Origin of the sequence: Polaromonas sp. 39-63-25, assembly GCF_002278925.1 — a bacterium.
Lineage (GTDB): Bacteria > Pseudomonadota > Gammaproteobacteria > Burkholderiales > Burkholderiaceae_C > Polaromonas.
The window spans coordinates 26,979-53,072 of record NZ_NCJH01000020.1; the positions used below are offsets into that span (position 1 = coordinate 26,979).

The following is a 26,094-nucleotide window of genomic DNA, read 5'->3' on the forward strand; positions in this document are numbered from 1 at the left end:
CAAAACCTTCCACCGCGACTCATTCAAGCGCGGTCCGGACCTGGGCCATCGCGGAACCGGCTCCGCCGGGCCGCAGGCCGCTTCGGGGGGGCTATTTGGCGGTCGGCATCACGAATTCCGCACCCTTGCCAATGCTCTCGGGCCAGCGCTGCATGATGGACTTCTGCTTGGTGTAAAAACGCACGCCTTCCTCGCCGTAGGCATGCATGTCGCCGAACAGGCTTTTCTTCCAGCCGCCAAAGCCGTGCCAGGCCATGGGCACGGGAATCGGCACGTTGATGCCGACCATGCCGACCTGGATGCGGCGCGAGAATTCGCGCGCCACATTGCCGTCGCGCGTGAAGCAGCTCACGCCGTTGCCGAACTCGTGGGCGTTGATCAGGTTCACCGCTTCGGCCAGGTCCTTGACACGCACGCAGCCCAGCACCGGACCGAAAATTTCTTCCTTGTAGATCTTCATCTCCGGGGTCACATGGTCGAACAGCGTGCCGCCCATCCAGAAGCCCTTGTCGCAACCGGCGCCCGCGCTTTGACCGGTGAAGCCGCGGCCGTCGACCAGCAGTTTGGCGCCTTCCTGGACGCCGGTGTCGATGTAGCCGGTGATGCGCTGGTGGGCTGCGGCCGTGACGATGGGGCCCATCTCGGCATCGAGCTCGACCCCGTTCTTGACGACCAGTGTTTTGGCACGTGCAGCCAGCATGGGAACGAGTTTGTCGGCGACGTTGCCGACCAGCACCGCGACCGAGATCGCCATGCAGCGCTCACCGGCCGAACCGTAACCCGCGCCGATGAGTGCATCGACCGCCTGCTCCAGGTCGGCATCGGGCATGACCACCATGTGGTTCTTCGCGCCGCCCAGCGCCTGCACCCGTTTGCCGTGGTGCGCGCCGGTTTCGTAGATGTAGTTGGCAATCGGCGTGGAGCCGACAAAAGACACGGCCTTGACGTCCGGGTGCACCAGCAGGGCATCGACCGCTTCCTTGTCGCCCTGCACCACGTTGAACACGCCGTCGGGCAGGCCGGCCTGTTTGAGCAGCTCGGCCATGTACAGACTGGCGCTCGGGTCGATCGGACTGGGCTTGAGGACAAAGCAGTTGCCCGCGGCAATGGCCACCGGGAACATCCACATCGGCACCATGACGGGGAAGTTGAAAGGGGTGATGCCGGCCACCACGCCCAGCGGCTGGCGCAGCGTCCAGTTGTCGATGCCGGTGCTCACCTGGTCGGTGAAGTCGCCCTTGAGCAGCTGCGGAATGCCGCAGGCGAACTCGACGATGTCGATGCCGCGCGAGACCTCGCCCTGGGCGTCGGTGAAGACCTTGCCGTGTTCGGCCGTGATCATGTGCGCCAGTTTGTCCTTGTTCTGGTTCAGCAGTTCGAGGAACTTGAACATCACGCGTGCCCGGCGTATCGGCGGCGTGTCGGCCCAGGCCGGAAAGGCGGCCTGCGCCGCGCTGACGGCAGCGTCCACCTCGGTGGCATTGGCCAGCGCCACGTGGCCTGTCACGGCGCCGGTGGCGGGGTTGAAGACGTCCTGTGCGCGCCCGGAGTTGCCGGGCACGGTTCGTCCGTTGATGGCGTGGCCAATGGCCTGGATGCTGCTGTTCATATTTGGGCGGCTCATATCATTCATGGGGCGGTCTCCTGCAATTAACCTGTGATCAATCAAATAGGTTAGCGGACCAGGCCGACTTTTGCTAGTTTGAATTTCTCAGAAGTGTTATAAATATTACTAATAATGGACATCCAGACACTCCGGATTTTTGTGGCGGTGGCCCGCGAGGGCAGCCTGTCGCGCGCTGCCGACAAGCTGGCCCTGACCCAGCCGGCCGTCAGTCTGCAGATTAAAGGCCTGCAAGCTGCCACGGGGCTGACACTGTTCAAGCGCAGCGCGCAGGGCATGAACCTGACGCGCGACGGCGCGGCCCTGTTGCCGCTGGCCGAAAAAGTGCTGGCCGCGCAGGGCGACTTCAAAAACGCCGCCGCCCGCCTGCACAGCCAGGTGCGCGGCCGCCTGCGCATAGGCACCATCCTCGACCCCGAGTTCACCCGGCTCGGGGCCTTTCTGAAGGTGCTGGTGGAAACCGCGCCCCAGGTGGAAACGGAACTGCGCCAAGCCATGAGCGGCGAGGTGCTGGCGCAAATCGACCGGGGCGATCTCGATGTGGGCTTTTACCTCGGCACGCCGGCCCAGCCGCTGGGGGAGACCCATGATTTTGTTAAGAATCAGACTGCAGCCCTTTCCCTACAAGCGTCGGCAGCTATACATTCAGGAGCTGATCAGGCGCCCGGCCGGGTGGCACGTTTTGCCGTCCGGGAGCTGACGCACTTCACCTACCGGGTGCTGGCGCCGGCCGGCTGGGGGCCGCAGGTGCGCGGCAAGGACTGGAAAGCCCTGGCGGCCTTGCCCTGGATTGGCACGCCGCCTGCCTCGGCGCACCACCGGCTGCTGGCCAGTGTGTTCGGCCCGCTGGGTGTCGAGCCGCACCGGGTGGCGCTGGTGGACCAGGAGGCGTCCATGCTGGATCTGGTGAAGTCCGGCGTGGGCCTGAGCCTGGTGCGCGACTCGATCGCGATGCGCGAGTCGCACGCCGCGGGCCTGGTGATTGCCGACCAGGTCAGCCTGCAAAGCGTGCTGAGTTTTGTCAGCCTGAGCGCGCAGCGCGAGGCGCCGGTGGTGGCCAGTGCCTGGCACGCGCTTGAGGCGGTCTGGGGCACGGACTGACTCCTTCGCCAGGTGCCCCCGGGCCCCGCCCGTCCATGCAAGCCGCGTCCACCGCGCTGTAGGACAGGGCGGAGTATGGATTGGGGACAAATGCTGTAGCGCCTGCGCCGGCCGCTGCTTTAATATGCAATGAATGGGCGGCTGTCACGCGTGTGGACCGGAGCGCCGCCCTGTTCCGCCCATCGATCCCAAGCTGTTTGCACCTATCGACCACATGCCATCTCCGGAGGACGACGCCGCGCGCGAATCTGCTCCGCACATCGACCCGCAAGACACGCCCGAAGGTGCGTGTTACCGGGTGCTGGGCCCGTGGACGGCCGCCGAGCTGACGGCCCAGCCGGCGTGGCAGGCGCTGACGCTCCAGTTGAACGCGCTGGATGCTGCGGCAGCCGGCACCGCCCTGTGGGACTTGCGCCAGATCGACCAGCTCGACCATCTGGGCGCGCAGGTGTTGTGGGACCACTGGGGCCGGAAGTGGCCCGAGAAGCTGGAGGTCCTGCCGCCGCAACGCGCGGTGCTGGACCGCGTGGCCCAGTTCAGTACCGACCGGCCCGAACCGCCGGCGCCGGGTTTCCGGGAAAATTTCCTGTCGCTGGGCGAAGGTGTTCTGAAGGTGGTGGATCACGGCGCGGACCTGCTGGTCCTGGTGGGCCGGCTGCTGCTGAACCTGATCAAGCTGGTCAAAAATCCGCGCGAAGGCCCCTGGCGCGACCTCTCCGGCCACCTGTACCACATCGGTGCGACGGCACTGCCGATCACCGCCCTGGTCGGCTTCCTGATCGGTGTGGTGCTCGCCTACCTGATCTCGCAGCAGTTGCGCCAGTTCGGCGCCGACGCCTTCATCGTCAACATCCTGGGCATCTCATTGATCCGCGAGCTCGGGCCGGTGCTCGCCGCCATCCTGATCGCAGGGCGTTCCGGCTCGGCCATCACGGCTCAGATCGGCGTGATGCGGGTGACCGAAGAGCTCGATGCCATGCGCGTGATGGGCATTGCCCACAGTTACCGGCTGGTCATGCCGCGCGCCATGGCGCTGGCCATCGTGATGCCGCTGATCAGCGTCTGGACCACCATCGCGGCCCTGCTCGGCGGCATGCTCGCTGCCGACCTGGTCATGGGCGTGACGCCGTCCTTCTTCCTCGATGCCCTGCCCGAGGCGGTGGACGCCGCCAACCTGACGCTGGCCACGGCCAAGTCGGTCGTGTTTGGTGTGCTGATTGCGCTGATCGGTTGCCATTTCGGCCTGCGTGTCAAACCCAACACCGAAAGCCTGGGTCAGGGCACCACGGCCTCCGTGGTCACCTCGATCACGGTCGTGATTCTGGTCGATGCACTTTTTGCAGTTTTGTTCAAGAGTATCGGTGTATGACTTGGCCCCCACGTTCGCTCACTGCGTGTAGCTCTCTGCCCCCCGAGCGGGCGCTGCGCCTGCGGCCCGGCGAAGCCGGTTCCGCGGCCCCTGCTGGAAGGTGTGGGGTAACTTTTGGTGGAACAACGCTGGGGTGTGCGCAATGAGTGATGCCATTGTGGATATCCGCGATCTGTGGACGGTGTTCAAAAACGGCAAGAAAGAGGCCGTCATTCACCAGGACCTGAACCTGCGCATTGAGCGCGGCGAGTTCATGTCGCTGGTCGGCGGCTCGGGATCGGGCAAGACCGTGCTGCTGCGCGAGATGCTGGGGCTGGAAGCACCGACCCGCGGCGAGATCACGGTGCTGGGCAAACCGGCGGCCGAGCTGGGCAAGCGCGGCGCGGCGCGCCGTGTCGGCATGCTGTTCCAGCACGGGGCGCTGTTTTCGGCCTTCACGGTGCTGGAGAACATTGCCTTCCCGCTGCGCGAGCTCAAGACCCTGCCCGACGCGCTGATCCGTGAGGCGGCCATGGTCAAGCTGCAGATGGTTGGCCTGGCGCCCGAACATGCCGACAAGATGCCCGCCGACCTGTCCGGCGGCATGGTCAAGCGGGTGTCGCTGGCGCGCGCCCTGATCATGGACCCGCCGCTGCTGCTGCTCGACGAACCGACCGCCGGTCTGGACCCGGAAGCCTCCGACAGCTTCTGCGCCCTGCTGCGCTCGCTGCACCGCGACATGGAGCTCACCGTGGTGATGGTCACGCACGACCTGGACACGCTGTTCGAGCTCAGCACGCGCATTTCGGTGCTGGCCGACAGGCAGGTCATTGTCAGCGGCCCGCCCCGGGACGTGATTGCCTTTCCCCACCCGTTTGTCCGCCGATTTTTTCTCGGCGAACGGGGCCAGCGCGCGATGGAGCTGCTGCGCGAATACCCCTTCACCGTATGAGGTGCCTCCATAAATCCGCAGTTCGGGCGCATTGCTGCGTTGCGCGGTGCTCGGAATCCTCATGCACCGAAGTGCATTCCGGTGTCCTGCGCTCCGGGCGCCTTGCACTGCATCCCGATCAACGAATTTCTGGAACCACCTCACAGAGATAGTAAGGACTTCAAAAATGGAAAACAAAGCCCATGCCATCGCCGCCGGCGCTTTTGTGCTGGTGGTGGCTGCGCTGCTGGCGCTGCTGGCCGTCTGGCTGACACGCGACAACGGCGAGCGCCACCTGTACGAGCTGTCCACGCGTGAGACGCTCTCGGGCCTGCAGCCGCAGGCGCAGGTGCGTTTTCGCGGCGTGCCGGTCGGCAAGGTCGAGTTCATCGGCTTTGACCACAAGACCAAGGGCAATGTGCTGGTGCGCATTTCGGTCGATGTCGGCACGCCCCTGACCCAATCGACGTTTGCTACCGTGAGCTCGCAGGGCGTCACCGGGCTGGGCTTTATCCAGCTCGAAGACGACGGTCCTTCTACAGAGCTGCTGGTGCCCAACGACGACGATCCGCCGCGCATCCCGCTCAAGCCCGGCCTGCTGCAAAAGCTGCTGGACAAAAGCGAAGTGATCATGGACCAGGTCGAGGCGGCCAGCACCAAACTCAACAAGCTGCTCGGCGACAGCAACCAGCAGGCGCTGATGAGCGCTGTCCAGCAGTTCGGCCAGGCGGCCGACAGCATCAACAAGGTGGCCCTGAAGCTGGACCCGGTGGTGTCTTCACTGCCCAGGCTGAGCCAGGAGGCCAGCGTCACCATGAAGTCGCTCAAGACCGCGGCCGATGATGTGTCCAGGACCGCCAACGAAGTGAACACCACGGCCGGGCGCCTCAACGCCAAGGGCGGGCCCCTCGACAAGCTGGCCGAAGGCGGTGCCGCCCTGACGGCCACGGTGGAGACCTTCAGCGCGGCCACCCTGCCAAGGCTGGGTGAAGTGGCCGAGGAAACCGCCCGCGCCATGCGTCAGCTCCGGCGCACCGTCAACGCGGTGGACGACAACCCGCAATCGCTGATTTTCGGCAACGGCCCGCCCACGCCCGGTCCGGGTGAGGCGGGCTTTACCGCTCCCGGAGGAAAACCATGAATCCCGTAAATGCTATCAATACCGTAGCTGCCGGCGCCCGCCAGAAAAAGGCTGGAGCCCGATTTGGCTTGATTTTTCTGGTGGCGCTGACACTCGCCGCCTGCTCGGCCCTGCCCGACAAGCCGCTGCGCGCCGCGCTCTACGACTTCGGGCCCGGCCTCCTGAACACGCCGCCCGCAACCCGGCAGGCGCCGCTGCCGGCGCTGGCACTTAGCGACATTTCAACGCCCGGCGGCGTACTCGACAACCAGGCGGTGCTGTACCGGCTGGCCTATGCCGATGCGCAGCAGTTGCGGCCCTACTCGCAGGCACGCTGGAGCATGCCGCCTGCGCAGCTGGTGCGCCAGCGCCTGCGCGAGACGCTGGGCCGCGACCGGGCCGTCTTCAACGCCGGGGAAGGTCCGGCCCTGAACCGAAGCGCCGCTCTGGGGCCGCCGCCGCGCACGCTGCAGCTGCAGCTCGAGGAGTTCAGCCACCTGTTCCAGTCGCCCGCCAGCAGCACCGGCCTGGTGCGGCTGCACGCCACGTTGGTGGAGAACACGCCGAGCGGCGAAAAACTGCTGGCCCAGCGCTACTTCACGGTCCAGCGGCCGGCCACCAGCGCCGACGCGGCCGGCGGCGTGCGGGCGCTGACCGCGGCGACCGACGCTGCGATCGAGGAGATCTCGTTATGGCTGCAGCAGATCCCCTGAACGCCGCCGCGTCGCCGCCGGCACCCGAAGCGGCGGGCACGGGGGCACCGGCTTCCCTGGAAGACCAGTTGCGGCAGGCCGGGCTGGAAGTGCTGGGCAGCTGCCAGAAGATGTCAGGCCGCGGCCCGGGGCTGCTGCAGCACTCGGCCCTGCTGGAAGACTTCACCATGAAGGAGCTCGACACGCTCGGTGACGCCATGCTGCTGATCCGCGCGCAGCCCGGGCAGGTGCTGATCGCCGAGGGGGATGCCGGCGACTGGATGCTGCTGCTGCTCAGCGGCACGGTCGATGTGACCAAAACCACGCTGGCGAACGACGACGACCCGGACACCGCGGACAACAAGTCCCGCCTCGGCGTGACGACCGAGGGCGCAGTCCTCGGCGAAATGTCGATGTTCGACCGCGACGTGCGTTACGCCACCTGCACCGCCATCGACGCGGTGGAGGCCGCGGTGCTGAGCCGCGCCGCCATCGGGCAGCTGATACGCCAGCACCCCGGCGTCGGCGCCAAGCTGATGGTCAAGATCACCCAGCTGCTGGCCCAGCGGCTGCGCAACACCAGCAACCGTCTGGTCCGCTTGCTGCAAAAAAGATAGCTGTTGACGCTTGTTGGTATTGGGCTGGAGGCTGATTTGATTGATCTCTTGAGGATCCGGGCATGAACACACCCGCTTTGCGCGGCGGCCTGCTGGCGTTGCTGGCGGCGACACTTTTCGGTGTCAGCACGCCGCTGGTGCAGTACCTGGGCCGGGGCCTGGGGCCGCTGACCACGGCAGCCCTGTTGTACGCCGGTGCCGCGCTGGCCGGCGCGCTGCTCAGGAAAGGCCGCCAGCAGGAGGCCAGTCTGCAGCGCAGCGACGGGCGGCGTTTGCTGGCGGTGGTGGCCTTCGGCGCCGTGATCGGGCCGGTGGCGCTGGCCTGGGGCCTGCAGCGCACCAGCGGCGCCAGTGCATCCCTCATGCTGACCCTGGAGGCGCTGTTCACGGCGCTGCTGGCCTGGCGGCTTTACCGTGAGACCCTGGGCCTGCGCGTCTGGGTCGCCATGGCGCTGTTGCTGGCCGGCGGGGCCGTGCTGGTTCTGGACCAGGCCCGGCTCGGCGGGGCCCAGCTCGCCGGCCTGCTGGCCGTGCTGGTGGCCACGGCCGCCTGGGGCATGGACAACACCCTGTCACGTGCGCTCGCCGAGCGCGACCCGGGACAGGTGGTGTTGGTCAAGGCGGCGCTGGGCGCCACCGTCACGGCCCTGCTCGCGCTGGTTTTCGCCGAACCGGCGCCCGCTCTGGCGGCTGCCGCCGGGCTGCTGGCGGTCGGCGCCACCGGCTACGGCCTGAGCCTGCGCTTTTATCTGCTGGCGCAGCGGGCTTTCGGCGCGGCGCGCACCGGCTCTGTTTTTGCCTTCGCGCCTTTCATCGGTGCGGTGCTCGCGCTGGCCCTGGGCGACCGCTCGGTCAGCATGTGGATGGGCGCCGGCGGGCTGCTGATGTTGGGCGGTGTGTTGCTGCACCTGATGGAGTCACACGGTCATGCGCACCGCCATGAGATTCTGGATCACGAACATGCACATGACCACGCCGATGGCCACCACAACCACGTCCACGTGCCGATGCCGGCAGGGCCGCACAGTCATCGCCACCACCACGAGCCGCTGGAACACGCCCATCCGCATGTGCCCGATGCGCACCACCTGCATCGTCACTGAACCGGATGACCTTGGTGGGCAGTCTGTTTTGCTATTGAAAAAGTAGCTGCCTGCGCCCGTCTGGAAAGGGCTGGCGGCGAATTTTCTACAGGCCGCGGCCGAGGATGGGAAACAGCTTGAGCAGCCCGCCGGTCATCACCTCGATCGCCAGCGCGGCCAGGATCAGGCCCATCAGCCGCGTCATCACGTTGATGCCGGTCTTGCCGAGCACGCGGGCAATCGGGTGGGCCAGCGCGAAACACACGGCCGTGGCCAGGCCGATCACCACGCCGTAACCAACCAGCATGCCGAGCTGCAGGAAGTTCTGCGCTTTTTCTGCGTAGATCACCACCGTCGACATGGTGGCCGGGCCGGTGAGCAGGGGAATGGTCAGCGGCACCACGGCAATGCTCGCACCCATGGCGGCTTTTTCCGCGCCGTCTTCGAGTTCGTGGGTGTTCGGCTTGGCTTCGGCCGGCTGCGCGTTGAGCATGTTCATGGCGCTGATCAGAAGCAGCATGCCGCCACCGACCTGGAAGCTGGCCAGCGAGATGCTGAAGAACTCGAGGATCTGCAAGCCCAGCAGCGCGCTGGTGGCAATCACCATGAAGGCGCTGAACGAGGCGATGACGATGGTGCGCCGTCGCTGCTCTGTCGAAAATCCCCGCGTGTAATGAATGAAAAACGGCACGATGGCCAGCGGGTTGACGATGGCCAGCAGGGTGACAAGCGGTTTGAAGTCCATCAACGGCCTCCCGCGATGTCCAGCAACGCGCCGGTGGTGTAGCTCGATGCATCGCCGAGCAGCCAGACAATACTTTGCGCCACTTCGTCGGCGCTGCCCGCCCGCTGCATGGGCACCTGCGGCGCCAGGTCGCGCGCGCGGTCGGGCAGGCCGCCCGAGGCGTGGATGTCTGTCTCGATGATGCCGGGCCGCACCGCGTTGACGCGTATGCCCTCGGCCGCCACTTCCTTGGCCAGGCCGATGGTGAAGACGTCCACCGCGCCCTTGGCGGCCGCGTAGTCCACATACTGGCCGGGTGAGCCCAGCCGCGCGGCCGCGCTGGAGACATTGACGATGGCGCCGCCCGCGCCGCCGTAGCGCGTGCTCATGCGTTTGACCGCTTCACGCGCGCAGACCATGGTGCCGATCACGTTGATGTCGAACATGCGCTTGAGGCGCGCCACGCTCATGCCGTCCACCCGCGAGGTCTGGTCCACCACACCGGCGTTGTTGACCAGTGCCGTGAGCCGGCCGAGCTTGGCATCGACTTTTTCAAACATCGCCAGCACCTGGCTTTCCTCGGCTACGTCGGCCTGCACCGTGATGGCCGTGCCTCCGCCCTGGCGTATTCTCCGCACCACCTCGTCGGCGGCGAGTGAGTTGGCGGTGTAGTTGACCGCCACGGCATAGCCGGCGCGGGCGGCCTGCAGGGCGGTGGCGGCGCCAATGCCGCGTGAGCCCCCGGTGATCAGAACGATGTTGGACAAAGCCGGCCTCCAGCAAAAAAATGCAATCCCGGTTACAAACCGGGTTGACCCGAATCTACCTCAATCGGCCGCAACGGCCGCAAAACAGCTTTCCACCGGAGACACCCTTGAGCACCACCATCGACTATTACTTCACGCCGCAAAGCCCGTGGACTTACCTGGGCCACCAGCGTTTCGCGCAGATCGCCAGCGCCGCCGGCGCGGCGGTGCGGGTGCTGCCGGTGGATTTCGGCAAAATCTTTCCGGTCTCCGGCGGCCTGCCGTTGGGCCAGCGCGCGCCGCAGCGCCAGGCCTACCGACTCGTGGAACTGCAGCGCTTCGGCGAGCACCTGCAGTTGCCGATCAACCGCCAGCCCAAATACTTTCCCGTGGGGGGCGACCCCGCCGCGCGGCTGATCACGGCGGTGGACCAGGCCGACGGCAGTGCTGCGGCCATGGCGCTGGCCGGCGCGATTTTCAAGGCGGTCTGGGTGGAAGAGCGCAATATTGCCGACGACGCGGTGCTGGCGGAAATTCTGCAGGAGCGCGGCCTGGATGCAGGGCGCCTGGCCCAGTCGCACAGTCCGGCCATCCAGCAGCTGTATGAAACCCGCACCCAGCAGGCCATCGATGCGGGGGTGTTCGGTGCGCCCAGCTACGTGGTCGACGGCGAGATTTTCTGGGGCCAGGACCGGCTGGATCTGCTTGAGAAAAAACTCGCTGCCAAGTAAATTGAAGTTGACATTGAAAAATTGAAGCATTCATCAGCAACTGAACAGGAGACTTGCGCCATGGGCAAATTCATCGATCTCACTTCCGCCGACGGTTTTGTTTTTCCGGCCTACGTGGCCGAGCCGGCCGGCACGCCGAAAGCCGCTGTGGTGGTGCTGCAGGAAATTTTCGGCGTCAATTCGCACATCCGCTCGGTCGCCGACGGCTACGCGGCGGCCGGTTATATGGCGGTCGCGCCCGCCACCTTCCACCGTGTCCGGCCTGGCGTGGACATCGGCTACACCGACGCCGACATGAAAACCGGGATGGAACTCAAGGCCGCGGTGGAAGCCCTGCCGACGTCCGGCGTGCTGCAGGATGTGCAGGCGGCCATCGACCACGCGGCGAAAAGCACAGGCGGCAAAAAGGTCGGCATCGTCGGTTACTGCTGGGGCGGCCTGCTGACCTGGCGCGCGGCCGCCGCGCTGTCCGGCCTGTCGGCCGCCGTGCCGTATTACGGCGGCGGCATGACGGCGGGTGATGAACCCGCGCGCCAGCCGGCCTGCCCGGTGATGGTTCACTTCGGCGACCAGGACCACTGGATTCCGCTGGACACCGTCGAGGCCTTCAAGAAAGCCCAGCCCGGCGTCGCGGTACATGTCTACCAAGCCAACCACGGCTTCAATTGCGACCAGCGCGGCTCGTACAACGAGGCCGCGGCCACGCTGGCGAAGCAGCGCACGCTGGCGTTTTTCGCCAACCACCTGGGCTGAACCATGGGTCGCCCGCGCTTCAGGTGTTTTTGGCCTCTGGCCATTGACTGGCGGGCGCCGACAGCTCTGTTTTTGATAGCATTTTCGGCGTTCGCCCAGGCGACCGACTACAGCGGCCCGCTGTTCGATGCGCACCTGCATTACAACGAGGAGGCCTGGAACGGCAGTGTGGGGCCCCATGGTCCCGCCGATGTGCTGGCGCGTATGCAGCGCAATGGCGTCAAGGCCATCGTCGCCAACTCGCGGCCCAACGACGGCACCAAGGCGCTGGCGGCCTCGGAGCAGACGGCGCGCGCCGGTGTCACCGTGGTGCCCTTCATCCGCCTGTACCGCAACCGCGCCGACTACGAACTCTGGCATCGCGACGAGACGATTTACGAGATGGTGCAGGCCGAGTTTGCGCGCGGCGTCAGCGGCGCCCAGGCCGGACCGTACAAGGGCATCGGCGAATTCCATCTGTACGACAGTGCCAATGCCAACGGACCGGTGGCGAAAAAGCTGATGCAGTTCGCCGGGAAGAACAATCTCGCCATCCTCGCGCATGTGGACGATGTGGCGATTGACCTGCTGATGGCGCATGCGCCCAAGGCCCGGCTGATCTGGGCGCACACCGGCATCAGCGGCGTGCCCGTGGCGCAGGTGGAGGCGCTGCTGGCCCGCTACCCGACGTTGATGGGCGAGCTGTCCTACCGGCCGGGTTTGACCTGTGACTCGGGCAAGCTGTGCCCCGAGTGGCGCGCCTTGCTGCTCAAGTACCCGGGGCGTTTCATGATCGGCTCGGACACTTGGGTCAACCAGCGCTGGCAGTACTACGACGAACTCATGAAGGGTTACCGCAGCTGGCTCGGTGACTTGCCGCCCGACGTGGCACGAAAAATCGGCTGGGACAACGGGGCGACCCTGTTTGGCGTCAAAGTGCCATGATCAGTCTGCACTATTACCCGAGCACCGCAGCCATGGTGCCGCACATCGTGCTTGAAGAAATCGGCGTGCCTTACCAGCGCGTGCTGGTGGACCGCATGCAAAACGCCCACAAGGCGCCGGACTACCTCAAGCTCAACCCGAACGGCCTGATCCCAGTGCTGGTCGATGGCGACCTGGTGTTGTATGAAACCGCGGCCATCTGCCTGCACCTGAGCGACATGCATCCCGAAGCGGGGCTGGTACCGCCCCTGGGCACGGCAGCGCGCGCGCACTTCTACAAATGGCTGATGTGGCTGACCAACACCTTGCAGGCCACGCTGATTGTTTACTTCTATCCAGAACGCTCGGTGGCGTCCGGCAATGCGGCCGGCGCGGCAGAGGTCAAGGCGCAGGCCGAAGCAAAAATCGGCGGCATGCTCGACCAGCTGGACGCTGAACTGGCACGCCATGGTGGCCCCTGGTTTGCCGGTGAGAAGTACAGCGCGCTGGACGCTTATGTGTTCACGCTGTGCCGCTGGACGCGCAACTTCCAGTCACCCGCCGCCCGCACGCGTCCGCACCTCGGGCCTTACCTGCAGCGCATGCTGGCGCGGCCTGCGGTGTTGCGGGTCTTCGAAACCGAGCAGATCGCCCAGCCCTGGGTCTGAGCGGCGGCGCCCGGCTAGTTGGGCGCCTCGGAGCGGTCGCGCTGTGCCTGCTCGATCTGTTCCAGCAGGGCCTCCGGATGTGTCGCCTTTTTCAGGATGTGCACGGCGGGATCGTCGTCCATCGACACGCCGACTTTTCTGGCGATGCGCTCCAGCATCTGCAGCATCTTGGTGTTTTCCTGTTCCGTCAGAAGGTTGATCTGCAGGTCCAGCTGGTTGCGCCGTTCGCTGATCCGCAGCTCATGGTTCTGGCTAATCAGGATGAAGGTCGACAGGAAAATCGCTTCGAGCGACACCACCAGTGTGAGAAAGGTAAACGGGTAAGGGTCGAAGTGGGGCAACGCAGGCAGTGAATTGACCAGTAGCCAGGCAGAAAATATCGCCACGTGCACCCCGACAAAAGGCATGGAGCCGCAAAAGCGGGCAATGAAGCCGGCGATGCGGTCGGAACGGCTGCGCGAGGCGAGTGCGGCTTCTTCCAGGCGCTGCATGGCCTGGACGTTCTGACGCGTCAGGTCGTCGACGCAGGTCGGTTCTGCGGCGGACCCGGGATCACCATAGGGGGTGGGTCTTGCTGTGGCGGCTGAACTCATCGCAACTCCTTTGGCTTGCGGTGGAGGAAATGCCGCTGTCAGGTGCCCGGACCCTGTACCGCGCGGCAGGTGTAAAGGGCATTTTCTGTGGCTGCGCCCGACGCCGTATTGTCAAAAATGCACCACACCGTGTCAGCCGTCGCCGCTTCCAGCACGAGCCGCGCAGCCAGCTGGTCCAGCAGGGCGTGGCCGTAGGGCGAGTAGTACGTGCGTGGGGAGCCATGCAGGCGCAGGTAGACCAGGCCGGGCCAGCCACCGGGCCGCGCTCCCGCTTCAAACAGCACCGGGTCGGCCAGCACGCGACCCACTTCAAACGAACGCAGCAGCGCGTCCGCGGACGGCGCAAACCAGCTGGCATGCCGGGGCTCGAGTGCAATGGGGCCGGTGTGCTGCTTTCTCAGGGTTTGCAGAAAGCCGGACGCCACGTGGGTGTCCAGTGCCAGGCTGGGCGGCAGTTGCACCAGCAGGCAACCCAGCCGGTCGCCAAGTGCGCAGGCCTGGGCCAGAAAGCCGTGCAGCAGCGATGCGCAGTCGCGCAGGCGCTTTTCATGGGTGATGGTTTTGGGCAGCTTGACCGAAAAACGGAAGCCGGCAGGCACCGCCGCAGCCCAGCGTTCATACGTGGCCGGCTGGTGCGGCCGGTAGAACGACGAATTGATTTCCACCGCGTTGAACCGCTGGGCGTAACGCTGCAGGTGGGTGCCGGTGTCGGGGAACCGCGGCCAGCTGTCCCTCGGAAGGCTCCAGCCGGCGCAACCGATACGCACCACTGCCGCCATGCCCCTGGTTCCTAACGCCTGCTTCTGGCCAGGTAGCGCTTGCGCCAGAAGACCGACACCACCACCACCACCAGCAGCACCATGAAACCGAGGGTCCACCAGAAGCCGCTGGTCTGGTGAATCAGGGGCATGAACTCGAAGTTCATGCCGAAAAAGCCGGTGATCAGGTTCAGCGGCAGAAACACGGCGGTCAGGGCGGTCAGCGTGCGCATGATGTCGTTGGTGCGGTTGCTCTGGGCGCTGAAGTGGATCTGCACCACCGTTTCGGCGGATTGCTCCAGCCGGCGCGCGTGGTGCACCACCCGCTCGATGTGTTCAATCACGTCGCGCGCGCGCGCCACCATGTGGTCGCGCCGTGTCAGCGCCAGCTGTTCATCGGCGGCAAAGGACGACATCGGCTGCTCGCGCAAGGAGTCGAGCCACTCCTGCATCGCGTCGCGCTGCTCGTCACACAGGTCTTCCAGCACATGCAGCTGGCTGCGTGCGCCCATCAGCGAGCCCCAGTTGATGAAGCGCGAATTGGGTTTGAGCAGCTCGGCCTGCCAGTGCTCGAGCTGGGTGGTGAGTTCCTTGCGCACGTCGAGGTAGCTGTCCACCATGGCATTGACCATGCGCAACACCAGATCAGCCGGGCTGGACGGGATGCGGCTGCGCGCCGACACGCTGTCCACGCTGAACTTGGCGTCGGTCAGCGAGCGCTGGATAAAACTCTTGGCGGTGTAGCAGCCGCGCGGGTGCACGCTGATCAGCAGCCGGTCAAACACCACAAAACCCACGGCCCGTGAGCTGATGCGGTTGAAGGCAGGCAGGCCGCCGCGCTGCTTGGTACGCGGCTGGCTGCTCTGGCCGTGGTAGGCATCGACCGCCGTCTCGTGTTCGACCTCGGCCCGGGTTTCGACTTGCGTGGCCAGCCGCCGAAAGATGATCAGGTCGTAGATGGAGGTGTAGTCGTAATGCGATGGGTGGACCGGGTTGCGCAAGTCCTGGTAATGCAGGTCCAGCAGGGCCGAGCCGCCCAGCTGCTGAGCCGCCTGATGCAGCAGCGCCTCGTGGGTCTCGAATTCTTCGCGGTCAAGGAACAGCCAGACAAAACCATCCGCCGACGCCTGCGCCGGCAGGGTGTCGGAAAAGCGCAGGCTGTCGGCGGTGAATTCAACTATTTGCACGGGGGTCTGTCCGGTTGATGGTCAAATTGGCCTCTAGCCCTTGTCAGTCATGCGTAGATGGCTATGTTTTTTGTAGCAAACGCGCTGCCGCGATGGCGAAGTAGGTGAGCACGCCGTCGGCGCCGGCGCGCTTGAAGGCCAGCAGGCTTTCCATCATCACCGCGTCGTGGTCAAGCCAGCCGTTTTGTGCGGCCGCCTTGAGCATCGCGTATTCGCCGCTGACCTGGTAGGCAAAAGTCGGTACGCCGAACTCGTCCTTCACGCGGCGCACCACGTCCAGGTAAGGCATGCCGGGCTTGACCATCACCATGTCGGCGCCTTCGGCAATGTCCATGGCCACTTCGCGCAGCGCTTCGTCGCTGTTGCCCGGGTCCATCTGGTAGACCTTTTTGTCGGCCTTGCCGAGGTTGCCCGAGGAGCCGACCGCATCCCGGAAGGGGCCGTAAAACGCACTCGCGTATTTGGCGCTGTAGGCCATGATCCGGGTGTGGATCAGCTTGCGCGATTCGAGCGCCTGGCGGATCGCGCCAATGCGGCCGTCCATCATGTCGCTGGGCGCAACGATGTCCACGCCGGCTTCGGCCTGGGCCAGCGCCTGACCGACCAGCAGCTCAATCGTCTCGTCGTTCAGGATGTAGCCGGTTTCCTTGTCTGGCAGGCCGTCCTGGCCGTGGCTGGTGAAGGGGTCCAGCGCCACGTCGGTCATCACGCCGAGCTCGGGAAAACGTTTTTTCAGTTCGCGCACCACACGCGGTACCAGGCCGTCCGGGTTCAAGGCTTCCTTGCCGTCGTAAGTCTTGAGCGAGTTGTCGATCACCGGAAACAGTGCCATCACGGGAATGCCGAGCTGCACACACTCTTCGGCCACCGGCAGCAGCAAATCCAGGCTGAGCCGTTCCACGCCAGGCATGGAGGCCACCGGTTCGCGGCGCTGGCTGCCTTCGGTGACAAACACCGGGTAAATCAGGTCATGGGCACTCAGCGCGTTCTCGCGGACGAGGTTGCGCGTGAAGCTGTCGCGGCGCAGGCGGCGCGGCCGGCCGAGCGGGTAGGGGGCGAAGTTGGAGGCGTGGAGGGTCATGCCCAAATTGTGCCAAAGCTTTGTCAAGGCCGGAAATTCATCACCGGTGCCGGCCGTATGTGCGTTACCGAACATAGCCAGCAAAACTATCTTTGACTTTGGCCGCACGGTGCTTGTCATCGCCTTGCATGCGTGGTTAGAATGCGGCGTGTTGTCTCCTTTTGGGGACAGCATCCCGCTTTTCCTCCCTGAGCGGGTGCCTTCAAGTGTCACAGCAGACAAGGCTTCCAGGCCCGGTTGACCCAGTGTCATCCGGGCATTTTTTTGTCCGTCGCCATCACGCAAAGTCAAAAGCGAAGGCCGTCTCAAGGGGCGGGCGGGTTTTAAACCAGCAGGGGCCGCGGAACCGGCTTTGCCGGGCCGCAGGCGCAGCGGCCCCCTCGGGGGGCAGGGCGCTACACGCAGTGAGCAACCGTGGGGGCTACACTTTGTGCATGCTCTGGGTCAAATCACTCCACATCGTTTTTGTCGCCAGCTGGTTTGCGGGCCTGTTTTACCTGCCGCGTATTTTTGTCAACCTGGCGATGGTGCCGCCGGAAAGTCTGGCCGAGCATGAGCGCCTGATCCTGATGGCACGCAAGCTTCTGCGCTTCACCACGATCCTGGCCGTGCCCGCGCTGGCTTTCGGCCTGTGGCTGTGGCTGGGTTACGGCATAGGGCGCGGCCCCGGCAATGGCTGGATGCACGCCAAGCTCGTCATCGTGGCCCTGGCCCTCGGCTACCACCATGCCTGCAGCCGCATGTTGTCGACCTTTGTGGCCCGGCGCAACACCCGCAGCCACGTGTGGTGGCGCTGGTTCAACGAAGTTCCGGTGCTGCTGTTGCTCGCTGCGGTGATCCTGGTTGTGGTCAAGCCGTTCTAGCATCACAAGGCCGCCAGCGTGCCATCCCCGCCTTCACCAGCAGACGCGAGCGAACCGGCTTTGCCGGGCGCCATGCGTCGCCCCCTGCAAGGGGGGGCAGAACTACACGATGCGCAGCATCGTGAGGATGTCAGGGGTGTGCCACCTCTTTCCCTGGAAGGGGATAAGGAACGACACGCAGCGAAGCGGAGTGCGGACGATAGGGGTGAGCCAACTGCCTCCTGGCCGCTGGCACTGGCCACGGTCTGCCTGATTGTTTATGCCAGCCTCTACCCGTTTGCCGAGTGGCGCAACCAGGGCATCTCGCCGCTGACCTTTCTGACGGCGCCCCTGCCGCGCTACTGGACCGGTTTTGATGTGGGCATCAACCTGGCCGGTTACGCGCCGCTGGGTTTTCTGCTGGCCCTGGCGGCGCTGCGCAGCGGCCGCACGCGCTGGGCGGTCACTGTGGCCGTGCTCGGCGCGGGCACCCTGTCGCTGGTGATGGAGTCGCTGCAAAGTTACCTGCCTGCGCGCATTCCCTCCAATGTCGACTTTGTCCTGAACACGGCCGGGGCCTGGCTGGGCGCCTGCAGCGCCTGGCTGCTGGAGCGGGCCGGTGCGATGGACCGCTGGAGCCGCTTTCGGGCGCGCTGGTTTGTGCGCGACGCCCGGGGTGCGCTGGTGCTGCTGGCCCTGTGGCCGGTCGCGCTGCTGTTCCCGGCCTCGGTGCCGCTGGGTCTGGGGCAGGTGCTGGAACGGCTGGAGTACGCGCTTGCCGACGTGCTGGCCGATACGCCGTTTCTCGAGTGGCTGCCGGTGCGCGACATAGAGCTGCAGCCGCTGGTCCCCGGCGTCGAAGTGATCTGTGTGGCGCTGGGCGCGCTGATTCCCTGCCTGCTCGGCTACTGCGTGATCCGCACCTTGCTGCAACGCGCTGTTTTCCTGATGCTCACGCTGGCGGCCGGCATCGCGCTGACCGCCCTGTCCGCCGCGCTCAGTTACGGCCCGGACCACGCCTGGGCCTGGCTGGACCTGCCGGTGCGTGTCGGCCTGATCATGGGCGGCGTGCTGGCCGTGCTGCTGCTGCCGGTGCCGCGCCGGGCCGCCGCCGCGCTGCTGCTGCTGGCGCTGAGCATTCATTTGTCGCTGCTCAACCAGGCCCCGGTCGGCCCCTATTTCGCAGAGACCCTGCAGATCTGGGAGCAGGGGCGGTTCGTCCGTTTCAACGGTCTGGCGCAGTGGCTGGGCTGGCTTTGGCCTTATGCGGCCGTGCTGTATGTGCTGGTGCGTTTGTCCAGCCGTCGGGCCGCCGACGCCGGCGAAAGTAAAATCGAGGCATGACCCCACCCAGCGCACCCCCCGGCTCCTATTACGAGCGGCACATCTTTTTTTGCCTGAATCAACGCGACAGCGGTGAAGACAGCTGCGCCAACCACAAGGCCCAGGAAGGGTTCGACCGCTGCAAGGCGCAGGTCAAGGCGGCCGGCCTGGCCGGACCGGGCAAGGTTCGTGTCAACAAGGCCGGCTGCCTGGACCGCTGCGCGGCCGGGCCGGTGGCCGTGGTCTACCCGGAGGCGGTCTGGTACACCTATGTGGATGCACAGGACATCGACGAAATTGTCGAGTCCCACCTGAAAAACGGCCAGGTGGTCGAGCGGCTGCTCACCCCCCCGCATCTGGGGCGCTGAGCCCGCGCCCCGGGGCCCGTCGACGATGGTTTTGGCATGTTTTATGGCTCCAGCCTTTATGTGACGGGCGCAAACAGCTACTTTTTTTATAGCGTCCCGAACCCGGTGCATTTTTCTCATGAACGCTCAAACCCAGAAAAGCAGTGTGGCCGGCCCAGCCGGCGCGCTTGAAACCGCGCTGGACGCGCCCGCCGGCCCGTCGCGCGGCGTCGCCGTGATCGCGCACCCGCATCCGCTGTTCGGCGGCACCCTGGACAACAAGGTGGTGCAGACCCTGGCGCGCGCTTTCACCCAGGCCGGGTGGACCGCCGTGCGTTTCAATTTCCGCGGTGTCGGCGCCAGCGCAGGGGCGTACGACGAGGGGCGCGGCGAGATCGACGACATGCTGGCGGTGGTGCAGCAACTGGCGCCCGACGGGGCGCTGGCCCTGGCCGGATTTTCCTTTGGCGCGTTCGTGACTTCACACGTTTTCGAACGCTTGCAGGCCCTGCGCCCCATCGACAAGCTGGTGCTGGTTGGCACCGCCGCCAGCCGCTTTGCGGTGGCGACCATCCCGGAAGCGGCCCACGCGCAGACGCTGGTGATCCATGGCGAGCAGGACGACACAGTGCCGCTGCAGGCGGTGCTGGACTGGGCGCGGCCCCAGGTACTGCCTGTTACGGTTATCCCCGGCGGCGGGCACTTCTTTCATGGACAATTGCCGCTTCTGAAAAATCTGGTGGCCCGCCACCTGGGCTGACTTTTTCAGGCCGAACCGGTCGCTCCGCCTCTTCTTCTTCTTCTTCTTCTTCTTCTCTTCTTTCTTCCCCCTTCCTCCATTTCAGGTCTTATCTCCCCATGCACCGTTTCCTGACTGCTTTCCGTGGCCTGGCTTCATCGCTTGTGCTGCTTTCTTCCGTGGTCCTGTTGCCGGTGGCGCAAGCACAGATGCCGCTGCCGCCGGAAGTGGCTGCCCGCTCCTATCTGTTGCTCGACGTCACGGCCAACCAGATCCTGGCCGCCAAGGACATTGACATTCCGATCGAGCCGGCCTCACTCACCAAGCTGATGACCGAGTACCTGGTGTTTGACGCGCTCAAATCCAAAAAAATCACCCTCAAGCAGACCTTTGGCGTCAGCGAGCGCGCCTGGAAAATGCCAGGCTCACGCATGTTCATCGATCCCAAGATGCAGGTGCCTGTGGAAGACCTGATCAAGGGCATGATCGTCCAGTCCGGCAACGACGCCACCATGGCGCTGGCCGAAGGGGTGGGCGGCAGCGCCGAGAATTTTGTGAAACTCATGAATGAGCAGGCCAAGGCGCTGGGCATGAAATCGACCGCCTACAAGAACCCGGAGGGCCTGACCGAGCCGGGCCATACCACCACGGCGCGCGACCTGAGCATCCTGTCCACCCGCCTGATGCAGGATTTCCCCGACTACATGGGCTTTTCGGCGATCAAGAAGTACCGCTACCCGGGCACACCTGCCGCCAACGACACCAACCGCAACACCCTGCTGTTTCGCGATCCCACGGTCGATGGCCTGAAAACCGGCCACACCGCCGCGGCGGGTTACTGCATGATTGCCACGGCCAGACGCGACTTTCCGAACCTGGGCGCTGCCGGCACGCCAGGCGGCCGGCGCCTGGTGGCCATCGTACTGGGCGCCGCCAGCGACAGCGCCCGTGCCAATGAGTCGCAAAAGCTGCTGAACTGGGGCTACACCGCGTTTGAGGCGGTCAAGCTGTTCGATGCCGGCCAGGCGGTGGTTTCGCCAGCGGTCTGGAAGGGAAAATCCGGCACCGTCAAGCTGGGCCGGCCCGAGGCCATCGTGATTGCCGTTCCCGCCGGAAGCTCCGCCAAGGTCCAGACCCAGGTCGCCCGGCCCGACCCGCTGGTCGCGCCTTTCACCCGGGGGCAGGCCCTCGGGACGCTCAAGGTCAACGTGGCCGGAGGCGAAACCGTGGTGGACATCCCGCTGGTGGCGCTGGAAACGGTGGAGGAAGCCGGCATTCTGGGCCGCGCCTGGGATTCGGTCCGGCTCTGGATCAAGTAGGGCGCCATCCCCCGCAGGTCGCTGGGCACTCCCCCAGCGGGGTAAATTTGCAGATGGCCCCCCAAACTGCTACACTCGAGGGCTTTTCCGGAATTTCCGGGGAGATTCACGTTTTCACGTAAATAGTCACGTATTTAGTCAAGTCAGAAATCAGACGTTTAGGGACGTTTTAAATGCCAACCATCAATCAGCTAGTTCGCCAGGGGCGCGAGGTCGAAAAGATCAAGTCCAAGAGTCCTGCGATGCAGAACTCCCCCCAGCGCCGTGGCGTGTGCACCCGTGTGTACACCACGACGCCCAAGAAGCCAAACTCCGCTCTGCGTAAAGTCGCCAAAGTGCGCCTGACCAACGGATTTGAAATCATTTCCTACATCGGCGGCGAAGGCCACAACCTGCAGGAACACAGCGTGGTGCTGGTTCGCGGCGGTCGTGTCAAGGACTTGCCCGGTGTGCGTTACCACATCGTCCGTGGCTCGCTCGACTTGCAAGGCGTGAAAGACCGCAAGCAGTCGCGCTCCAAGTACGGTGCAAAGAAGCCAAAGGCCAAATAAGCCAGACCGGCTCGGGTTTTATCGCCCGCGCCAGAAGAAGTTGTCATGACGTCTTCAAAAACAGGTGTTTGAATCACCTTGGCAGGTGTTTCAAGCGAAGTGACCCAAGTGCAAATTGTTGTGCCGGTCGAGTAAGTGAGGGTTTTGATAACTCTCGCGGTGCTGCCAAAAGCGGTGCCAACTGAAGCAAAGAGGTGAAAAAATGCCACGTCGTCGCGAAGTCCCTAAACGTGAAATTCTCCCTGACCCAAAATTTGGCAACGTTGACCTTGCCAAGTTCATGAACGTCATCATGCAAGGCGGCAAAAAAGCTGTCGCCGAGCGTATTGTCTATGGCGCCCTCGAGCAGATCGAGAAAAAGAACCCTGGCAAAGATCCGCTGGAGGCTTTCCACATGGCCATCGGCAACATCAAGCCCATGGTTGAGGTGAAGTCCCGCCGCGTCGGCGGTGCCAACTACCAGGTGCCGGTTGAAGTGCGTCCGGTCCGCCGCATGGCCCTGGCCATGCGCTGGCTCAAGGAAGCCGCCAAGAAACGTGGCGAAAAGTCCATGTCCCTGCGTCTGGCCAACGAACTGATGGAGGCCACCGAAGGTCGCGGCGGTGCCATGAAAAAACGTGATGAAGTGCACCGCATGGCCGAAGCCAACAAGGCGTTCAGCCACTTCCGCTTCTGATTTTTCGTTCGCAGTATTTGCTGCGCTGATTTGACGGGTTGCCGAGCGGCCTCCAGGTGTCCACCACCTGGACGCCTGGCGGTTCAACCCCAATTTCTGCCAGCTGAGCGCATAACGCACAGCTGGCAGGCGCGCAGAAAACATGAGAGATGTCATTGCAGGGCGTCTTTCAGCAGTCTTTGTTCGTAACCCCGAACTGAAAGTAATTTATGTCCCGCGCTACCCCCATTCAAAACTACCGCAACATTGGCATTTCCGCGCACATCGATGCCGGAAAAACCACGACCACCGAGCGGATCCTCTTTTACACCGGCGTGAACCACAAAATCGGTGAAGTTCATGACGGTGCGGCCACCATGGACTGGATGGAGCAGGAGCAGGAGCGTGGCATCACGATTACTTCCGCTGCAACCACCTGCTTCTGGAAAGGCATGGACACGTCCCTGCCCGAGCACCGCATCAACATCATTGACACCCCCGGCCACGTGGACTTCACCATCGAGGTGGAGCGTTCCATGCGCGTGCTGGATGGCGCCTGCATGGTTTATTGCGCCGTGGGTGGCGTTCAGCCGCAGTCCGAAACCGTCTGGCGCCAGGCCAACAAGTACAAGGTGCCACGTCTGGCCTTTGTCAACAAGATGGACCGCACCGGTGCCAACTTCTTCAAGGTCGTGGAGCAGATGAAACTGCGCCTGAAGGCCAGCCCTGTGCCCATGGTGATCCCCATCGGCGCCGAGGAAAACTTCACCGGCGTGGTGGACCTGCTGAAAATGAAGGCCATCATCTGGGACGAGGCCTCGCAGGGCATGAAATTCACCTACAGCGAAATCCCGGCAGAGCTCGTCGAGCTGGCCAAGGAGTGGCGCGAGAAGATGGTCGAAGCCGCGGCTGAGTCCTCCGAAGAGTTCATGAACAAATACCTTGAAGAAGGTGATTTGACCGAAGAAGAAATCAAGCTGGGCATCCGCACGCGTACCATCGCGAGCGAGATCCAGCCGATGTACTGCGGCTCCGCGTTCAAGAACAAGGGTGTGCAGCGCATGCTGGACGCCGTGATCGAGTTCATGCCGTCGCCGATCGACATCCCGCCTGTCAAGGGCATGGATGAAGACGAGGCGCCCGTGACCCGCCGTGCCGACGACGAAGAGAAATTCTCCGCGCTGGCATTCAAGCTGATGACCGACCCGTTCGTTGGTCAACTCACTTTCGTGCGCGTGTATTCCGGCGTGCTGAAAAAGGGCGACAGCGTCTACAACCCGATCAAGGGCAAGAAAGAGCGTATCGGCCGTATCGTGCAGATGCACGCCAACAACCGCGAAGAAGTCAGCGAAATCCGCGCTGGCGACATTGCCGCCTGCGTGGGCCTGAAAGACGTGACCACGGGCGAAACCCTGTGCGATCCGGATGCCATCGTCATGCTCGAGCGCATGGTGTTCCCCGAGCCTGTGATCACGCAGGCCGTCGAACCCAAGACCAAGGCTGACCAGGAAAAAATGGGCATCGCCCTGCAGCGTCTGGCCCAGGAAGATCCGTCTTTCCGCGTCAAGACCGACGAAGAGTCCGGCCAGACCCTGATCGCCGGTATGGGCGAACTGCATCTGGAAATCATCGTGGACCGCATGAAGCGCGAGTTCGGCGTGGAAGCCAACGTCGGCAAGCCCCAGGTGGCTTACCGCGAAACCATCCGCAAGACCATCGAAGATGCCGAAGGCAAATTCGTGCGCCAGTCGGGCGGCAAGGGCCAGTACGGCCACGTGGTACTCAAGATCGAACCCAATGAAATGGGCAAGGGCATTGAGTTCATCGATGCGATCAAGGGCGGTGTGGTTCCTCGCGAATACATCCCTGCGGTTGAAAAAGGCATTCACGAGGCAGTGACTTCGGGCGTGCTGGCCGGCTATCCGGTGGTGGACGTCAAGGTCACGCTGCACTTCGGTTCGTACCACGACGTGGACTCGAACGAAATGGCCTTCAAGATGGCTGCGATCTTCGGTTTCAAGGAAGGCTGCCGCAAGGCCGGCCCGGTGATTCTCGAGCCGATGATGGCCGTCGAGGTGGAAACACCTGAAGACTACGCGGGCAACGTGATGGGCGATCTGTCCTCACGCCGCGGCATGGTGCAGGGCATGGAAGACATGGTTGGTGGCGGCAAGGCCATCAAGGCCGAAGTGCCGTTGTCCGAAATGTTCGGTTACTCGACCACGCTGCGTTCGATGTCGCAGGGCCGTGCCACCTACACCATGGAGTTCAAGCACTACTCCGAAGCGCCGCGCAATGTGTCTGAAGCCATCATGGCTGCGCGCGCCAAGTAAGTAAAACCGGTGCCGGTCCCGCAGGGGCCGGTACCTTCTTTTTTCCTGTCTGCGATTGTGTGCCCCTCACTGCCCGTGGTGATGGAACAAGCAACACAGTGCAAACGTTAAACCATACACGGGCGTGTTCTTTATCTGGAGTTAAAAATGGCAAAAGGCAAATTTGAGCGGACCAAACCGCACGTCAACGTAGGCACGATTGGGCACGTTGACCATGGCAAGACCACGCTGACGGCAGCGATCGCAGCCAAGTTCGGCGGCGAAGCCAAAGGTTACGACCAGATCGACGCGGCTCCCGAAGAAAAAGCCCGCGGCATCACCATCAACACCGCCCACGTGGAATACGAAACGGCCAACCGCCACTACGCCCACGTCGACTGCCCAGGCCACGCCGACTATGTGAAAAACATGATCACCGGCGCCGCCCAGATGGACGGAGCGATTCTCGTTTGTTCGGCTGCTGACGGCCCCATGCCCCAGACCCGCGAACACATCCTGCTGGCCCGCCAGGTCGGCGTGCCTTACATCATCGTGTTCCTGAACAAATGCGACATGGTCGACGACGCCGAACTGCTCGAACTCGTTGAAATGGAAGTGCGCGAGCTGCTCGACAAATACGACTTCCCCGGCGACGCCACCCCCATCATCCACGGCTCGGCCAAACTCGCCATGGAAGGCGACAAAGGTCCCCTGGGCGAACAGGCCATCCTCAAGCTCGCAGAAGCCCTGGACACCTACATCCCCCTGCCAGAGCGTGCCGTTGACGGCGCCTTCCTGATGCCCGTCGAAGACGTGTTCTCCATCTCCGGCCGCGGCACCGTCGTGACCGGCCGTGTCGAGCGCGGTGTGGTCAAGGTCGGCGAAGAAATCGAGATCGTCGGTATTGCCGACACCCAGAAAACCATCTGCACCGGCGTGGAAATGTTCCGCAAGCTGCTCGACCAGGGCCAGGCCGGCGACAACGTCGGTATCCTGCTGCGCGGCACCAAGCGTGAAGACGTCCAGCGCGGCCAGGTGCTGTGCAAGCCCGGCTCCATCAAGCCCCACACCCACTTCACCGGCGAGATCTATGTCTTGTCCAAAGATGAGGGCGGCCGCCACACACCTTTCTTTAACAACTACCGTCCCCAGTTCTACTTCCGCACGACGGACGTGACCGGTGCGATCGAGTTGCCAGAAGGCAAGGAAATGGTCATGCCAGGCGACAACGTGTCGATCACCGTCAAGCTGATCAACCCGATCGCCATGGAAGAAGGTCTGCGTTTCGCCATCCGCGAGGGCGGCAAAACCGTCGGCGCCGGTGTCGTGGCCAAGATCATTGCGTAA

At 64.2% G+C, this 26,094-nt stretch carries 28 protein-coding genes; 20 read left to right on the forward strand and 8 right to left on the reverse strand.

The features are described from left to right. Nucleotides 1–91: 91 nt before the first annotated feature. Nucleotides 92–1,609: a CoA-acylating methylmalonate-semialdehyde dehydrogenase gene (locus B7X65_RS19265; protein WP_293595932.1), complete on the reverse strand. Its 1,518-nt coding sequence runs from the start codon at nucleotides 1,607–1,609 to the stop codon at nucleotides 92–94. A 129-nt stretch (nucleotides 1,610–1,738) separates the two neighbouring features. Here B7X65_RS19265 and B7X65_RS19270 point away from each other — a divergent pair, with 129 nt between their 5' ends. The 7 genes from B7X65_RS19270 to B7X65_RS19300 all read left to right on the forward strand — a co-directional run bounded on the left by B7X65_RS19270 (nucleotide 1,739) and on the right by B7X65_RS19300 (nucleotide 8,536). Then, complete coding sequence (locus B7X65_RS19270; RefSeq protein WP_293595907.1) at nucleotides 1,739–2,725, forward strand: LysR family transcriptional regulator; 987 nt, start codon at nucleotides 1,739–1,741, stop codon at nucleotides 2,723–2,725. Nucleotides 2,726–2,939: 214 nt separating this feature from the next. Then, entirely contained in the window at nucleotides 2,940–4,094 is a 1,155-nt protein-coding gene (locus B7X65_RS19275) for an ABC transporter permease (protein ID WP_293595908.1), read from the forward strand. A 142-nt stretch (nucleotides 4,095–4,236) separates the two neighbouring features. Then, nucleotides 4,237–5,025, forward strand: a complete 789-nt coding sequence (locus tag B7X65_RS19280) for an ATP-binding cassette domain-containing protein (protein ID WP_293595909.1) — start codon at nucleotides 4,237–4,239, stop codon at nucleotides 5,023–5,025. Nucleotides 5,026–5,191: 166 nt separating this feature from the next. Then, nucleotides 5,192–6,145, forward strand: coding sequence for an MlaD family protein (locus B7X65_RS19285; RefSeq protein ID WP_293595910.1), 954 nt, complete (start codon nucleotides 5,192–5,194; stop codon nucleotides 6,143–6,145). Then, the gene (locus tag B7X65_RS19290; protein WP_293595911.1) at nucleotides 6,142–6,837 is read left to right on the forward strand and encodes an ABC-type transport auxiliary lipoprotein family protein; all 696 of its coding nucleotides are present in this window, start codon (nucleotides 6,142–6,144) and stop codon (nucleotides 6,835–6,837) included. The genes B7X65_RS19285 and B7X65_RS19290 overlap by 4 nt, the downstream gene beginning before the upstream one ends. Then, nucleotides 6,816–7,433, forward strand: a complete 618-nt coding sequence (locus B7X65_RS19295; protein WP_293595912.1) for a cyclic nucleotide-binding domain-containing protein — start codon at nucleotides 6,816–6,818, stop codon at nucleotides 7,431–7,433. Before B7X65_RS19290 ends, B7X65_RS19295 begins: the two co-directional genes overlap by 22 nt. A gap of 62 nt (nucleotides 7,434–7,495) precedes the next feature. Next, complete coding sequence (locus B7X65_RS19300) at nucleotides 7,496–8,536, forward strand: DMT family transporter (RefSeq protein WP_293595913.1); 1,041 nt, start codon at nucleotides 7,496–7,498, stop codon at nucleotides 8,534–8,536. An 85-nt stretch (nucleotides 8,537–8,621) separates the two neighbouring features. On the opposite strand, the gene B7X65_RS19305 is transcribed toward B7X65_RS19300, so the two are convergent. Both B7X65_RS19305 and B7X65_RS19310 read right to left on the reverse strand, forming a co-directional pair. After that, nucleotides 8,622–9,260 carry a MarC family protein gene (locus tag B7X65_RS19305; RefSeq protein ID WP_293595914.1) on the reverse strand — a complete coding sequence of 213 codons (639 nt, stop codon included), beginning with the start codon at nucleotides 9,258–9,260 and terminating at the stop codon, nucleotides 8,622–8,624. After that, nucleotides 9,260–10,006, reverse strand: a complete 747-nt coding sequence (locus B7X65_RS19310) for an SDR family oxidoreductase (protein WP_293595915.1) — start codon at nucleotides 10,004–10,006, stop codon at nucleotides 9,260–9,262. Before B7X65_RS19310 ends, B7X65_RS19305 begins: the two co-directional genes overlap by 1 nt. A 107-nt stretch (nucleotides 10,007–10,113) precedes the next feature. Between B7X65_RS19310 and B7X65_RS19315 the strand changes: the two genes are divergently transcribed. From B7X65_RS19315 to B7X65_RS19330, 4 genes are all read left to right on the forward strand, one after another. After that, the gene (locus B7X65_RS19315) at nucleotides 10,114–10,716 is read left to right on the forward strand and encodes a 2-hydroxychromene-2-carboxylate isomerase (RefSeq protein WP_293595916.1); all 603 of its coding nucleotides are present in this window, start codon (nucleotides 10,114–10,116) and stop codon (nucleotides 10,714–10,716) included. Between the two features lie 60 nt (nucleotides 10,717–10,776). Next, nucleotides 10,777–11,469, forward strand: coding sequence for a dienelactone hydrolase family protein (locus tag B7X65_RS19320; protein WP_293595917.1), 693 nt, complete (start codon nucleotides 10,777–10,779; stop codon nucleotides 11,467–11,469). A gap of 75 nt (nucleotides 11,470–11,544) precedes the next feature. Further along, complete coding sequence (locus B7X65_RS19325) at nucleotides 11,545–12,393, forward strand: amidohydrolase family protein (RefSeq protein WP_293595933.1); 849 nt, start codon at nucleotides 11,545–11,547, stop codon at nucleotides 12,391–12,393. Then, nucleotides 12,390–13,040, forward strand: a complete 651-nt coding sequence (locus B7X65_RS19330) for a glutathione S-transferase family protein (protein WP_293595918.1) — start codon at nucleotides 12,390–12,392, stop codon at nucleotides 13,038–13,040. Before B7X65_RS19325 ends, B7X65_RS19330 begins: the two co-directional genes overlap by 4 nt. 14 nt (nucleotides 13,041–13,054) lie before the next feature. On the opposite strand, the gene B7X65_RS19335 is transcribed toward B7X65_RS19330, so the two are convergent. From B7X65_RS19335 to hemB, 4 genes are all read right to left on the reverse strand, one after another. Further along, a complete protein-coding gene (locus tag B7X65_RS19335) occupies nucleotides 13,055–13,633 on the reverse strand; it encodes a DUF1003 domain-containing protein (protein WP_293595919.1) in 579 nt (192 codons plus the stop codon). A gap of 38 nt (nucleotides 13,634–13,671) precedes the next feature. After that, nucleotides 13,672–14,412 (reverse strand): DUF72 domain-containing protein, encoded by a 741-nt coding sequence (locus B7X65_RS19340; RefSeq protein WP_293595920.1) that lies wholly within the window; start codon nucleotides 14,410–14,412, stop codon nucleotides 13,672–13,674. Nucleotides 14,413–14,423: 11 nt separating this feature from the next. Further along, nucleotides 14,424–15,578 (reverse strand): magnesium transporter CorA family protein, encoded by a 1,155-nt coding sequence (locus tag B7X65_RS19345; RefSeq protein ID WP_293595921.1) that lies wholly within the window; start codon nucleotides 15,576–15,578, stop codon nucleotides 14,424–14,426. Nucleotides 15,579–15,639: 61 nt separating this feature from the next. Next, complete coding sequence (gene hemB / locus B7X65_RS19350) at nucleotides 15,640–16,659, reverse strand: porphobilinogen synthase (protein ID WP_293595922.1); 1,020 nt, start codon at nucleotides 16,657–16,659, stop codon at nucleotides 15,640–15,642. Between the two features lie 434 nt (nucleotides 16,660–17,093). Between hemB and B7X65_RS19355 the strand changes: the two genes are divergently transcribed. The 7 genes from B7X65_RS19355 (at nucleotide 17,094) to rpsG (ending at nucleotide 22,456) form a co-directional block, all read left to right on the forward strand. Next, nucleotides 17,094–17,522 (forward strand): CopD family protein, encoded by a 429-nt coding sequence (locus tag B7X65_RS19355; RefSeq protein ID WP_096670574.1) that lies wholly within the window; start codon nucleotides 17,094–17,096, stop codon nucleotides 17,520–17,522. A 138-nt stretch (nucleotides 17,523–17,660) separates the two neighbouring features. Beyond that, entirely contained in the window at nucleotides 17,661–18,845 is a 1,185-nt protein-coding gene (locus B7X65_RS19360) for a VanZ family protein (protein WP_293595923.1), read from the forward strand. Further along, nucleotides 18,842–19,192, forward strand: coding sequence for a (2Fe-2S) ferredoxin domain-containing protein (locus B7X65_RS19365; RefSeq protein WP_293595924.1), 351 nt, complete (start codon nucleotides 18,842–18,844; stop codon nucleotides 19,190–19,192). Before B7X65_RS19360 ends, B7X65_RS19365 begins: the two co-directional genes overlap by 4 nt. Nucleotides 19,193–19,310: 118 nt before the next feature. Further along, on the forward strand, nucleotides 19,311–19,931 hold the full coding sequence (locus B7X65_RS19370) for an alpha/beta fold hydrolase (RefSeq protein WP_293595925.1): 621 nt from the start codon (nucleotides 19,311–19,313) through the stop codon (nucleotides 19,929–19,931). A 98-nt stretch (nucleotides 19,932–20,029) separates the two neighbouring features. Next, the gene (locus B7X65_RS19375) at nucleotides 20,030–21,229 is read left to right on the forward strand and encodes a D-alanyl-D-alanine carboxypeptidase family protein (RefSeq protein WP_293595926.1); all 1,200 of its coding nucleotides are present in this window, start codon (nucleotides 20,030–20,032) and stop codon (nucleotides 21,227–21,229) included. A gap of 173 nt (nucleotides 21,230–21,402) precedes the next feature. Continuing rightward, a complete protein-coding gene (gene rpsL / locus B7X65_RS19380; RefSeq protein WP_293595927.1) occupies nucleotides 21,403–21,780 on the forward strand; it encodes a 30S ribosomal protein S12 in 378 nt (125 codons plus the stop codon). 202 nt (nucleotides 21,781–21,982) lie between these two features. After that, complete coding sequence (rpsG, locus tag B7X65_RS19385; protein ID WP_077592325.1) at nucleotides 21,983–22,456, forward strand: 30S ribosomal protein S7; 474 nt, start codon at nucleotides 21,983–21,985, stop codon at nucleotides 22,454–22,456. A gap of 152 nt (nucleotides 22,457–22,608) precedes the next feature. On the opposite strand, the gene B7X65_RS19390 is transcribed toward rpsG, so the two are convergent. Then, on the reverse strand, nucleotides 22,609–22,797 hold the full coding sequence (locus B7X65_RS19390) for a hypothetical protein (protein WP_293595936.1): 189 nt from the start codon (nucleotides 22,795–22,797) through the stop codon (nucleotides 22,609–22,611). Between B7X65_RS19390 and fusA the strand changes: the two genes are divergently transcribed. Together fusA and tuf are read left to right on the forward strand one after the other, a co-directional pair. After that, nucleotides 22,720–24,768, forward strand: a complete 2,049-nt coding sequence (gene fusA, locus B7X65_RS19395) for an elongation factor G (protein WP_293595934.1) — start codon at nucleotides 22,720–22,722, stop codon at nucleotides 24,766–24,768. The genes B7X65_RS19390 and fusA overlap by 78 nt on opposite strands. Before the next feature lie 147 nt (nucleotides 24,769–24,915). Then, entirely contained in the window at nucleotides 24,916–26,094 is a 1,179-nt protein-coding gene (tuf, locus tag B7X65_RS19400; protein ID WP_293595928.1) for an elongation factor Tu, read from the forward strand.